Source organism: Methylophilus sp. DMC18, assembly GCF_056314005.1.
In genome coordinates this window covers 40,246-52,654 of sequence record NZ_JBQUZE010000004.1, presented here as the reverse complement: position 1 = coordinate 52,654, position 12,409 = coordinate 40,246, and the positions used below count along the sequence as shown (strand labels likewise).

The following is a 12,409-nucleotide window of genomic DNA, read 5'->3' as shown; positions in this document are numbered from 1 at the left end:
TATTTATACCCAGATTTTTTAAACGATTGAATCTCACTCTGAAAGGAACCCCTCGATGAACCTCCTCTCCTCTTGCAGTAAACCCCTTGGTGCACTGGGTCTGGCACTGGCCACCTCCAGCTTACCCATGCTTGCCCACGCCTACGATTTGCCTCCAATCAATCTTGGGTTCACCAGCTTTCTGGATGGTGCCCCGCCTGCAGGCAATGGCTGGTATTTCAGCCAATACGTGCAGCAATACCATGCCGACAAGTTCAAGGATAACGCGGGCAATAGTCTAGGTTTGCCTAACCCCAAAGTGGATGTCACCGTCAGTCTGTCGCAAGTACTGTATATCTCGGATATCGAAGTCGCCGGGGCTAATCTGGGCATGGATGTGATTGTGCCCGTGGTCAGTCCACATACCAGTTATGGCGCCGCCTCCAATGCGTTCCCCAAAGCGGGTGACAGTGGCGTAGGCGATTTACTGGTTGGCCCTTTCTTACAGTGGCCTATCGTCATGGGCGAAAAAGGGCCCAAATTCATGCAGCGCGTTGAATTACAGTTTATTTTGCCCACGGGCGAATACAGTGCTAACCGCGAAATCAACCCGGGCAGCAATGCCTGGTCGTTCAACCCTTACTGGTCAGGCACTTATTTTTTCACGCCAGAATGGACCGCCTCTGTGCGTGCACACTATTTGTGGAACGGCAAAAATGATGATCCCAACCGAGGGTTTCAGGCATTGGGCGCCAGCAGCACGCGTGCAGGGCAGGCGTTTCATACCAACTTTGCCATGGAGTATGCCTTTACGCCGCAATTGCGCTTGGGCGTTAACGGTTACTACCTCAAGCAAACGACCGATACTCAAATGAACGGTCATGACGTGTCTGGGCGTCGCGAGCAGGTATTGGCACTGGGCGTGGGGGGCATGTACAGCTTTTCCAAGCAGGATCATCTGATGTTTAACTTCTACGATGAAATGGCGGTGAAAAACCGTACCGAAGGTGAACGTTACAACCTGCGTTTTGTGCATCACTTTTAAGGATTCGAGGTCAATATGAACGCTATTCAAGCACAAGCCGTCCAGTTCCATGCTGGCAAGTCCCAGTCTGGTGATCCCTTGCTCAAGTTTCCCACCGATGACGGTTCACGTATTCCTTACGCCGTGTTCAGCTCGCAAGCAGTGTATGAGCTGGAGCAAGAACGCATCTTTCGCGGGCCGACCTGGAGTTTTCTCGGGCTGGAAGCCGAAATCCCCAACCCCGGCGACTTTAAAAGCACGTTTGTTGGGGATACGCCGGTGGTGATGACCCGCACCAAAGAAGGCGGACTGGCCGCCTGGGTGAACCGCTGTGCGCACCGCGGCGCACAAGTCTGCCGTCAGGCGCGCGGTAATGCCAGTGAGCATACCTGTGTGTATCACCAGTGGAGTTTTGACTGTGAGGGCAATTTGCAGGGCGTGCCGTTCCGCCGTGGGCAAAAAGGCATGTCTGGCATGCCCAAAGACTTTAACCCGAAAGAGCACGGTCTCAAGCAGCTGCGGGTAGACAGCTATAAAGGCCTGGTGTTTGCCACCTTTAGCGACACGGTGGCGCCTTTGCCTGACTATATCGGTCCTGAAATGCGGCCGTGGATAGACCGTATTTTCCACAAGCCGATCGAGTATCTGGGCTGCACCCGCCAATACTCCAAATCTAACTGGAAACTGTATCTGGAAAACGTCAAAGATCCGTATCACGCCAGTTTGCTGCACCTGTTTCATACCACCTTCAATATTTTCCGGGTCGGCATGAAGGCGCGCTCGATCCCGGATGCCACCCATGGTTTGCATAGCATCATCACCGCGACCAAAAACGAGGTGCAGACCGCCGAGGCGTATAAAGCGCAGGCCATCCGTTCGTTTGATGAAGGCTTTCAGCTCAAGGATGACAGCCTGCTCGGACAGATACAGGAGTATGAAGAGCTGACCACCAACCATATCCAGCCGATTTTCCCGCAGTTGGTCGTACAGCAAATCCACAATACGCTGGTGGCGCGGCAGTTGCTGGCCAAAGGCCCCAACAATTTCGAGCTGATTTTCCACTTTTTTGGCTATGTGGATGACACGCCGGAATTGCGCGCCATGCGGCTCAAACAGGCCAATCTGGTGGGCCCGGCGGGGTATATCTCGATGGAAGACACCGAGGCGACCGAGCTGGTGCAACGTGGCACCGTGCGTGATGGCGATGCCTGCTCGGTGATTGAAATGAGCAAAGACCAGCCAGACCAGCAAGACACGCTGATCACCGAAAGCCTGATCAGACGCTTCTGGGTCGGCTATCAGCAGCTCATGGGTTTTTAAGGAGGACAGCATGCAAGAATTACAAACCTGGTTTGAAGTGCAACAGTTACAGCAGGCCTATATTGCGGCGCTTGATAACGATCAGCTGGAGCGCTGGCCACAGTTTTTTACCGAAGACTGCCACTACAGCATTGTGCCCAAAGAAAATTTTGATGCGGGCTTGCCCATCGGCATGATTTATTTTGATAACCGCAATATGCTCGAAGACCGCGTCACGTCCTTGCGCCATGCCAATATTTTTGAGAGCCATACTTACCGCCACATGACCTCTGGCCTGGTGTTGCAGGCCAGCAGTGCCGATGAGGTACAGGCAGAGTCCAGCTATGTGGTGGTGCAAACGCTGCAAAATGGCGAATCGCACGTCTACCAGACGGGTCGCTACATCGACCAGATTGTGCGCACCGACCAGGGCTGGCGCTTCAAGCGGCGGCAGGTGGTGTATGACACCTCACGTGTACAAACCTTGCTGGCGACGCCGATATGAGTACCGTCCATTTACACCGCTGGACAGATATTGGCGCCGTCGAGGACTTTAGCGAGGAGGAACCGGTCGCGGTTGAGGCCGTCGGCATGCAGCTTGCCATTTTCCGGCTTGAGGATCAGTTATTCGCTTTGCATGATTTGTGTACCCATGGTGTGGCGCGGCTATCTGAAGGCTATGTGGAAGATGGCTGTGTCGAGTGTCCTTTGCATCAGGGCCTGTTTGATATCCGCACGGGTGAGCCACGCTGCGCACCGGTGACCGAGGCCGTGCGTAGCTTCCCGCTCAGGATACATGACGGCCGCGTGCAGGTAGCGGTAGAAGCGGAGGCTGCGCCTGCCACTGCCAAGCCTGCGGCGGTGGAGGTGGTGTTGACCAGCCTGGACAAGGTGGCGCCGGATGTGGCGCTGGTGCGGATGCAACTGCCAGCTGCGCACCGTTTTGCTTACCAGCCCGGTCAATATATCGATATCCTGCTCGGCGACCAGCGCCGCAGTTATTCATTGGCCCAAGTCACGGCCAATGCGCTGGAGTTGCATATCCGTCATCTGCCTGGTGGCTTGTTTACCGATCAGCTGTTTCATCAACTCGCACCGGGCACGCCGCTGTCGATTGATGGTCCGCATGGACAATTCACGCTGCAGGCAACCCAGAAGCCCAAAATCATGGTCGCGACCGGCACCGGCTTTGCCCCGGTCAAGGCCATGCTCGAGGCGCTGATTGCTGCAGGCAACGAGGTCCCCGTCACCTTGTATTGGGGCGGCCGCACCTTGCCGGACTTGTACCAGCATAGCCAATGCCTGAATCTGGCCACCCGCTACCCCTGGTTTCAGTACGTGCCGGTATTATCGGCAGCCACAGCGACGTCCTGGCAGGGGCGGCAAGGCTATGTCACGGATGCGGTATTGCAAGACTGGCCAGACTTACAGCCATTTGAGGTCTATGCCTGCGGCTCGCCAGCCATGGTGGCCACTGCCAACCAGCGCTTTGTCGCACAAGGCCTGGCACCCACGGCATTTTTTGCCGATGCCTTCTATTCACAGGCCGACCGTCGACAGGCCGCATAACCCACGTGTGTCGCGCTGATTAACCAGCCATTACGCTGGCAAAAAGCGCGACACACGGGGCCATCCGCAAGGCTTCAGCACATTGCGCTGTGATGCGCCCATCACCTGAATTAAGTCATCGTGGGACTTAGCGCTAGCCATGAGGTTTGATGATGGCTACTGCTCACTGAGCATCAATGCCCCGGCCCAAACCGGCGGCTGGCGGAAGGGGATTCGCCAAAGCGTTTTTTATAATCAATCGCAAACCTGCCCATATGATTAAATCCCCATTGCATGGCGATTTCAGTCACTGACAGGTGTGCCGTTTTTTCCGATAACAGCATCTCGCGCACGCGGTCCAGCCGGACTTGCCGCAGGTAATCCATCGGGCTCAACCCCCGATAACGCTGAAAGCCCGCGAACAAGGTGCGGGCGCTGACCCCGGCAATCGCCGCCAGGGATTCTATGGTCATGCTGTCGGCAGTATGGGCATGAATATAGTCTTCTACCCGCTTGATGTAGAACGGCGCAATATTGGTAATCGGGGCTTTCATACACAGATTGTGGGGTTGGCCATACAGCAGGGCATTAAACAGGGTGGATTCAAACTGCTCAAATACGATGGGTTCATTTAACTGCGGATACGGGCTCTGCATGTTGTCGGCCAGCATGCTCACCAGCCTTAAAAAATATTGTCCGGCTGGCGTTTGCAGTTGCAAGTCAGGATGAAACTCCAGCGGTTTTTCCAGCTGCGGCATGCCCAGATGCTGCGCACAGTGCTTGTCCAGGCGGGCGCGTTCAATGCGCAAAATGATGTCTGCACTGCCAGCTTCCCATTCAATTTCGAGTGGCAAGGTCGGTGACACCAGCGAGGCATTCTCGGGGGTAGACACAAAGCGGTGATTGCCACAGCGGATGGTGGAACTGCCATTCATCGGGATATGCACCAGAAAAAAATCATTGAGGCGGTCAGGGTCTATCACCACTTCATGCTGGTACTGCAAGCGGTTTAACGACAAGGCGCCCTGACGCACATGATGCATGCTGGCAATACCATGCTCGCGGTGGTCGCGGATTTTCAGGCGGTGAGGCTTGAAAATATCGCCTACGGTCTGTTGTACTTCGTCCATGTCCGACGAACAAAACAGCCGATTATCGTCATTAAATAATGTCGTTTCCAGCTGAGCAATCAGGGCCGACACACGGTGGTCCGTCCGGCTGGATTGATCCAGTCTGCTTTGCTCCAATATAGTGCTGCCTAACACAGTCATGGTGCGCCTCTCTCTTCCCTCTGGCCTGAGGATCTGCAGTATCCGGATAGTGGCTGCACTTTTTGGATAACCTCAGCTATCTATCTGGATTAAAAAGAATTTTTTACTGTTATGTGTCTTAAAGATAGCAAGATGCATACCACCCAACGGCGCATGCACACAGAAAAAAGCCAGGCGTGCATTTGCAGGCCTGGCCAGAGAAGCAGGGGGGTAAATCAGGGTTTGAGCTGTTTTAACAGCGGAATCAGGTAGCGGCCCGTGTAGCTGGCGCTGTTTTCTGCCAGCGTTTCCGGCGTACCGACACCGACCACCACGCCTCCGCCATCGCCGCCTTCGGGGCCCATGTCGATCAGCCAGTCGGCGGTTTTGATCACGTCCAGATTGTGTTCGATGATGACCACGGTATTGCCCGCGTCACGCAAACGGTGAATCACGTCCAGCAATAACTGGATATCCGCAAAGTGCAAACCGGTGGTGGGTTCATCTAGGATATACAGCGTGCGGCCGGTATCGCGTTTGCTGAGTTCCAGTGCCAGTTTGACCCGTTGTGCTTCACCGCCAGACAGTGTGGTGGCCGATTGCCCCAGCGTGATATAGCCCAGGCCCACGTCCAGCAAGGTTTTCAGTTTGCGTTCAATCACCGGCTGTGCATTAAAGAACTGGTGCGCTTGTTCCACCGTCATGGCCAGTACTTCGTGGATGTTTTTGCCCTTGAACTGGATTTCCAGCGTTTCGCGGTTATAGCGCTGGCCTTTGCAGACGTCGCAAGGCACATACACATCTGGCAAAAAGTGCATTTCCACGCGGATCACGCCATCGCCCTGGCAGGCTTCGCAACGGCCGCCCTTGACGTTAAATGAGTAGCGGCCAGGCCCATAGCCGCGCGCGCGGCTTTCCGGCACGCTGGCAAACAAGTCACGAATTGGCGTAAACAAGCCGGTATACGTCGCCGGGTTGGAGCGCGGTGTGCGGCCAATCGGGCTTTGGTCAACATCGACCACCTTGTCAAAAAACTCCAGACCTTCAATGCTCTGGTGCGCGGCAGGTTCGGTGCTGCTGCCATACAAGTGCGCGGCGACCACGCGGTAAAGCGTGTCGTTGATCAGCGTCGATTTGCCGCTGCCGGAAACGCCCGTGACGCAAGTCAGCAGGCCGACCGGAATCTCAATGCTGACGTCTTTGAGGTTGTTCCCGCTGGCGCCATTGAGCTTGATCATGCGCTTGGGGTCTGGCTGTGTGCGAGGCAGCTTGAAGGTAATCTGTTTTTTGCCGCTGATATATTGCCCGGTCAATGAGTTGGGGTCAGCTTCAATCTGGGCCGGGGTGCCAAAAGACACAATATTGCCGCCATGCTCGCCCGCGCCGGGGCCAATGTCGACAATAAAATCTGCCAGTTGGATGGCATCCTGGTCATGCTCGACCACAATCACGCTGTTACCAATGTCGCGCAGGCGCTTGAGGGTTTCCAGCAGGCGGTCATTGTCGCGCTGGTGCAGGCCGATGGAAGGCTCATCCAGCACATACATGACGCCAGTCAGACCGCTGCCAATTTGCGAGGCCAGGCGGATACGCTGCGCTTCGCCGCCAGACAGGGTTTCTGCCGAGCGCGACAGCGACAAGTAGTCCAGACCGACATTGGTTAAAAACTTGAGGCGGCTTTCGATCTCTTTGACGATCTTGTCGGCAATCGCCAGCTTTTGCCCGCTCAGTTGCAGTGTTTCAAAGAAATTTAGCGCCTGTTTGAGCGGCACTTCGCAAATCTGGTGAATGTTTCTGTCGCCGACCTTGACGTGGCGAGCCTCTTTGCGCAAACGCGTGCCGCCACAATCCGGGCAGGCAGTCGCATTGATATATTTTGCCAGCTCATCGCGCACCGCAGTCGAGTCACTCTCGCGATAACGGCGTTGCAGGTTATTGATAATGCCCTCAAAGGTATGCGACTTGCTAAAGAAGGTGCCACGCTCATTGAGGTATTTAAAGGCGATTTGCTCGCGGCCAGAACCATACAGCAGAATTTGCTGCGTTTCTTCCGGCAGCGTTTCAAACGGTGCTTCCAGGTCAAAGTCATAATGCTGGCTCAGGCTGGCCAGCATCTGAAAGTAAAACTGGTTGCGCTTGTCCCAGCCTTTAATCGCGCCACTGGCCAGCGATAAATGCGGGAAAGCCACCACGCGCTTGGGATCAAAAAACGTGACCTGACCCAGGCCATCGCATTTTGGGCAAGCGCCCATCGGGTTGTTAAAGCTGAATAAACGCGGCTCGAGTTCGGCCAGTGAGTAGTCACACACCGGGCAGGAGAACTTGGCAGAGAACAGGTGTTCTTTTTCGCTATCCATCTCCAGTGCGACCGCTTTGCCATCTGCCAGCCGCAGTGCGGTTTCAAAGGATTCAGCAATCCGTTGCTTTATGTCTTCGCGCACTTTAAGGCGGTCGACGACCACGTCTACACTGTGCTTGGTGGTTTTAGCCAACTGCGGCAGGCTATCCATTTCGTAGATCTTGCCATCAATGCGCAAGCGCACAAAACCTTGGGCCTTGAGCGTGTCAAACAAATCCAGCTGTTCGCCTTTGCGGTTAGAGACTACCGGCGCCAAAATCATCAGCTTGGTGTCTTCCGGCAACTTGAGCACACTGTCCACCATCTGGCTCACGGTTTGTGCCTCAAGCTTGATGCCATGCTCTGGGCATTCCGGGTCCCCGGCACGTGCATACAGCAAACGCAGATAGTCGTGGATTTCAGTGACAGTGCCGACCGTGGAACGCGGGTTGTGTGAGGTCGATTTTTGCTCGATGGAGATGGCCGGTGACAAGCCTTCAATCAGGTCCACATCCGGTTTGTCCATGCGCGCCAAAAACTGGCGGGCATAAGCAGATAAACTTTCGACGTAGCGGCGCTGTCCTTCTGCATACAAGGTATCAAAAGCAAGCGAAGACTTTCCTGAGCCTGACAGGCCGGTGACCACAACCAGTTGGTTGCGCGGAATATCCAGATTGATGTTCTTGAGATTATGGGTGCGCGCCCCGCGAATTTTGATAAATTCCATGATACTTTCACGAACAGACAGCCAACCTGATAATATACGCAATTATTTGAAATTAAGCCAAGTTTTCTTAAAAGATTCATGCAGTTCTCCGAAAAAATGACCCAGATAGAAACCCGCGCCACCGCGGCCCTTGCCTCTATCTATGGGCTACGTATGCTGGGCATGTTTTTAATCCTGCCTATTTTTGCCATCTATGCCGAAACCTTGCAAGGCGGCGACAACCATACCCTGATCGGTCTCGCCCTCGGCGCTTATGGCTTCATGCAAGTGATTTTCCAGTTACCGTTTGGCATCGCTTCTGACCGTTTCGGCCGCAAAAAACTGATCTATCTCGGATTGGTCATGTTTGCCATTGGTAGTGTGTTTGCAGCGACTGCCGCAGATATTTACATGGTGATTGTCGGGCGCGCCATTCAGGGCGCAGGCGCGATTTCTGCGGTGGTGACTGCGCTGGTGGCCGACTCTACCCGCGAAGAACACCGCACACAGGCCATGGCCATGATAGGCGCGACCATAGGCGTGACCTTTGCGGTATCACTGGTGGCCGGGCCTATCCTCAATCAATGGATAGGTGTACCAGGCATTTTCTGGCTCACCGCCGTGCTGGCCATTCTCGCCATCGGCGTGGTCAAGTTTGCCGTGCCAGAGCCCTTGCATGCGCACTTTCACTCCGACGCCCAAGCGGTGCCCGCCAAAATCGGCGAGGTATTACGCGATAAGCAACTGCTGCGCTTGAACTTTGGCACGTTTTGCTTACATGGGGCGCAAATGGCCATGTTCATGGTGGTGCCGTTTGCCATCAAACACAGCACCGGCATGAACGAAAATTCTCACTGGAAAATTTATTTACCAGTGCTGCTGATTTCATTCGTCTTAATGGTGCCCGCCATTATTTATGCCGAGAAAAAAGCCAAGCTTAAACCTGTTTTTATCAGCGCCGTCGGCCTCATGCTGTTCACGCAAATCGCCTTCATGTTCAGCCTCAACAGCCTTTGGGGCATTGTCGCCACCCTGTTCTCGTATTTTGTGGCGTTTAATATCCTTGAGGCCTCGTTGCCGTCACTCATCTCAAAAATGGCGCCGGTCGCCGCCAAAGGTACCGCCATGGGCGTGCACAACACCGCACAGTCTTTTGGCATGTTTTTAGGCGCCGCCCTCGGTGGCTGGCTCTCGCACACCTATGGCAGCAGCACCGTGTTTGTCTTCTGCGCTGTGCTCATGCTGATCTGGTTTGGCCTCGCGCTCGGCATGCAGGCACCGCCCAGTGTCAAAACCAAAATGTTCCATTTGCAAGCAGGGTATAATGACGCCCAGGCCGCCAAACTGGTGCAAGATATCCGCGCGATGGAAGGCGTCTATGAAGTCGTCGCCATTCCCTCAGAAACCATGCTCATGGTAAAGTTGGAAAATCAGCGCAGCAAAGCATTTCAGGCGGCATTGTCGCAAGCAATCATGAATCGAATAGGGGAGTCGTAACACCATGGCATCAGTCAACAAAGTGATTTTGATGGGCAATCTCGGGCGTGACCCTGAAGTGCGCTACATGCCAAACGGTGAGGCAGTGGCTAACTTCAGTATCGCCACCACCGAAAACTGGAAAGACAAATCCGGCGTGCGCCAGGAAAAAACCGAATGGCACAACATCGTCATGTACCGCCGTTTGGCCGAAATCGCCGGCGAGTACCTGAAAAAAGGCCGCCCAGTCTACATTGAGGGCCGCCTGCAAACCCGTAAATGGGAAAAAGATGGCGTCACCCGCTACAGCACCGAAATCGTCGCCGACCAGATGCAAATGTTAGGCACTGGCCGTGAAGGTGGCAGCGCCTCTTATGATGGCGGTGAGATGGATCAAGGCGGCGGTATGGACGACTACAACCAGGCCCCACCACGTCAGCAGCAACCTGCGATGGGCAGCGGTAACGCCGCTGGCGGCGCAAACCGCAATGCCTTCCAGCCTGCTAGCAAACCAGCTGGCAATTTTGACGATTTTGATGACGATATTCCGTTCTGACTTACACCTAAGAGTAATTTGTAAAGTATTACCAAAGAGCCCTCGCCTAGCGAGGGTTTTTGCTTTTTTGACACTGTAAAAGATAGTTGATGGTTAGCTTAAGGTCTACTACCATGCAAAATCGTAAAGAATGGAGTCTTTATGGCGCTGTCGGTAAAGAGGATCAAAGGTGGCGATGGGGAGAGATAAGCCATATTAGTTGATGAGCGTGGGGTGCCTCTCTTCTATCCTACTCTTTGGTGACCGTGATCCTCAGAGGAGGGGCTCGGGCATTAAACACGATCCAGAACGCGCTGAACGCGATCAAATGCCTTTACGCTTGGCAGGACATCTACGCCTTAAATTTTGAACAGCGGTTTTCAGTAGGCGAGTTTCTAAAAAGTGATGAGGTGCACTCGCTGAGAGATTTCTTGCAGACATCTTTTTCGCAGAAGGCAGCCGGGAAGATTGCTCCCCTGTCACGAAAGCAAAAGTCCGTTTGCTCTAGCAGCCACTATGCGCGGATGACTGTTGCTGCAGAATATCTTGAGTTTCTGGCCAGACGGCTCTATCCAATATCTGAGGAAGCCGAGAAGCAAATCTCAGCCATGGTGATGCAAATCAAGTGCAATCGTCCCAATCAAAGAACAAAAACGCTGGACAGTGATAGAGATGAAAAATCCCTGGAGGACTCTACTTTGGACGCGTTGGAGGCTCAGCTGAAGCCTGGGGCGCAAGGAAATCCATTCGCTGACTATTCCGTCCAATTCCGGAATGCCCTCATGTTTGCCATCCTTTGTACAACTGGAATGCGGCGCGGAGAGTTGCTGAATTTGAAAGTCGACGATATCAACTTCGCTGCGAATATTTTGAGAATCATGAGACGACCAGATTCACCACATGATGAGCGCCGGTATCAGCCAGTGGCCAAAACACGCGAGCGACAGTTTCCCCTTGATGACGAACTCGTTAACCGTATTTAGGAGTATTTGACGCAGCATCGGAGTAAGCTCCCAGCTGCTAAGAAGCATGGATATGGGCTTCCCCCAATTTCACGGACACTGAGTTAAGCTCGAATAGCGCTCTTCAAACGCTACCGGACTCATACCACTAAGCGTCGAATGACGCATCTTTGGATTATAAAATCGCTCAATATAATCGAATATGTCTGCACGCGCTTCTTCTCGTGTGAGGTATCGTCTGCGATAAACTCTCTCAAGCTTCAATGTCGAGAAGAAACTTTCCATCGCAGCATTATCCCAGCAATCCCCTTTGCGACTCATGCTGCAAGTGATGCCATGCGCAGCCAGCATGCGCTGGAAGTCCTCGCTGGCATATTTACTGCCTTGGTCTGAATGGTGCATCAGTGACACGGGTTTCCCTCTGCGCCAAATAGCCATCATTAATGCATCCATCACTAGTTGCGCTGTCATATTCTGACTCATGGACCAACCAACGATGCGGCGTGAGTACAAGTCCAGCACTGCTGCGACAGATAGCCAACCTTCCACCGTCCACACATAAGTGAAGTCTGATACCGAGCTTTGATTGGGTGCCGTCGCACTGAATTGTCGCTGCAATAAATTGGGTGCCAGCATATGCACGTTACGCACCCCTAAATCACCAGGCTGTCGTCTTCGTTTGGTTCTGGCTTTGAGCCCAAGCGATTGCATCAATCTGGCCACTTTATTCTCTGAGCACACTTGTCCCCATGCTTGTAAATCAAGCCAGATCCGGGGACAACCATAAGTGCGATCACTGCCGTGAAAGCTATCTTTTATCTGTGCTTTCAGTATCTGGTTATGCCGTTCACGCTGACTTTGCTTACGCAAACGCCAGACATAAAAGCCACTGTGCGAAACATCCAGCACCCGACACATCACTCTCACAGGCCAAACGAAGCATTGCCGCTCAATAAAGGCGTACTTCACTGCGGGTCTTTTGCGAAGTAGCCTAGCGCTTTTTTTATGATGTCCCGCTCCATCTTCAGTTGCGCATTCTCTTTGCGCAAACGAGAAACCTCTTGGGCAAGACTATCTGTATCAATGTGAGATTGCTTGGGTTTTACTGAAGGGCTTGCGTCTTGTATCCAGCGACGCAAGATACTTTCATGAACACCCAGATCACGTGCCACACCACTGATAGATACACCAGATTGACGGGCTAATTTGACTGCCTCTGTTTTAAACTCGGCACAGAATTTTCTGCGAACTGCCATTGCTTCCATCTTTTACGTTTCCTTCCATCTTAACAT

10 protein-coding genes are annotated in these 12,409 nt (G+C 53.5%); 7 read left to right on the top strand and 3 right to left on the bottom strand.

Annotated elements, in window-relative coordinates:
* Window positions 1-55 precede the first annotated feature (55 nt).
* From ACT53G_RS10200 to andAb, 4 genes are read left to right on the top strand one after another with little or no spacing between them, the layout of a single operon-like run.
* Window positions 56-1,024, top strand: a complete 969-nt coding sequence (locus ACT53G_RS10200; RefSeq protein ID WP_476169351.1) for a SphA family protein — start codon at window positions 56-58, stop codon at window positions 1,022-1,024.
* Window positions 1,025-1,039: 15 nt separating this feature from the next.
* Entirely contained in the window at window positions 1,040-2,323 is a 1,284-nt protein-coding gene (gene andAc, locus ACT53G_RS10195) for an anthranilate 1,2-dioxygenase large subunit AndAc (RefSeq protein WP_476169350.1), read from the top strand.
* A gap of 10 nt (window positions 2,324-2,333) precedes the next feature.
* Window positions 2,334-2,807 (top strand): anthranilate 1,2-dioxygenase small subunit AndAd, encoded by a 474-nt coding sequence (andAd, locus tag ACT53G_RS10190; protein WP_194749565.1) that lies wholly within the window; start codon window positions 2,334-2,336, stop codon window positions 2,805-2,807.
* Complete coding sequence (gene andAb, locus ACT53G_RS10185) at window positions 2,804-3,871, top strand: anthranilate 1,2-dioxygenase ferredoxin subunit AndAb (RefSeq protein WP_476169349.1); 1,068 nt, start codon at window positions 2,804-2,806, stop codon at window positions 3,869-3,871. Before andAd ends, andAb begins: the two co-directional genes overlap by 4 nt.
* A 173-nt stretch (window positions 3,872-4,044) precedes the next feature.
* On the opposite strand, the gene ACT53G_RS10180 is transcribed toward andAb, so the two are convergent.
* Complete coding sequence (locus ACT53G_RS10180; protein ID WP_476169348.1) at window positions 4,045-5,121, bottom strand: AraC family transcriptional regulator; 1,077 nt, start codon at window positions 5,119-5,121, stop codon at window positions 4,045-4,047.
* Window positions 5,122-5,336: 215 nt separating this feature from the next.
* On the bottom strand, window positions 5,337-8,165 hold the full coding sequence (uvrA, locus tag ACT53G_RS10175) for an excinuclease ABC subunit UvrA (protein ID WP_476169347.1): 2,829 nt from the start codon (window positions 8,163-8,165) through the stop codon (window positions 5,337-5,339).
* Window positions 8,166-8,243: 78 nt separating this feature from the next.
* On the opposite strand from uvrA, the gene ACT53G_RS10170 reads away from it, so the two are divergent.
* The 3 genes from ACT53G_RS10170 to ACT53G_RS10160 all read left to right on the top strand — a co-directional run bounded on the left by ACT53G_RS10170 (window position 8,244) and on the right by ACT53G_RS10160 (window position 11,138).
* Entirely contained in the window at window positions 8,244-9,641 is a 1,398-nt protein-coding gene (locus ACT53G_RS10170) for an MFS transporter (RefSeq protein WP_476169346.1), read from the top strand.
* Between the two features lie 4 nt (window positions 9,642-9,645).
* Entirely contained in the window at window positions 9,646-10,176 is a 531-nt protein-coding gene (gene ssb / locus ACT53G_RS10165; RefSeq protein ID WP_275357292.1) for a single-stranded DNA-binding protein, read from the top strand.
* A 239-nt stretch (window positions 10,177-10,415) separates the two neighbouring features.
* Window positions 10,416-11,138 carry a site-specific integrase gene (locus ACT53G_RS10160; protein ID WP_476169345.1) on the top strand — a complete coding sequence of 241 codons (723 nt, stop codon included), beginning with the start codon at window positions 10,416-10,418 and terminating at the stop codon, window positions 11,136-11,138.
* A gap of 69 nt (window positions 11,139-11,207) precedes the next feature.
* Here ACT53G_RS10160 and ACT53G_RS10155 read toward each other — a convergent pair.
* Window positions 11,208-12,373, bottom strand: a protein-coding gene (locus tag ACT53G_RS10155) for an IS3 family transposase (protein ID WP_476169471.1) whose coding sequence is annotated in 2 segments (ribosomal slippage) — window positions 11,208-12,124 and window positions 12,124-12,373 — 1,167 coding nt in all. Because the reading frame shifts where the segments join, the coding sequence is not laid out codon by codon here.
* Between the last annotated feature and the right edge of the window lie 36 nt (window positions 12,374-12,409).

Coding starts and splice junctions, on each gene's coding strand:
- andAd (WP_194749565.1), top strand. CDS start 2,334: ATGCAAGAATTACAAACCTGGTTTGAAGTGCAACAGTTACAGCAGGCC.
- ACT53G_RS10180 (WP_476169348.1), bottom strand. CDS start 5,121: ATGACTGTGTTAGGCAGCACTATATTGGAGCAAAGCAGACTGGATCAA.
- ACT53G_RS10200 (WP_476169351.1), top strand. CDS start 56: ATGAACCTCCTCTCCTCTTGCAGTAAACCCCTTGGTGCACTGGGTCTG.
- ACT53G_RS10170 (WP_476169346.1), top strand. CDS start 8,244: ATGCAGTTCTCCGAAAAAATGACCCAGATAGAAACCCGCGCCACCGCG.
- uvrA (WP_476169347.1), bottom strand. CDS start 8,165: ATGGAATTTATCAAAATTCGCGGGGCGCGCACCCATAATCTCAAGAAC.
- andAc (WP_476169350.1), top strand. CDS start 1,040: ATGAACGCTATTCAAGCACAAGCCGTCCAGTTCCATGCTGGCAAGTCC.
- ssb (WP_275357292.1), top strand. CDS start 9,646: ATGGCATCAGTCAACAAAGTGATTTTGATGGGCAATCTCGGGCGTGAC.
- andAb (WP_476169349.1), top strand. CDS start 2,804: ATGAGTACCGTCCATTTACACCGCTGGACAGATATTGGCGCCGTCGAG.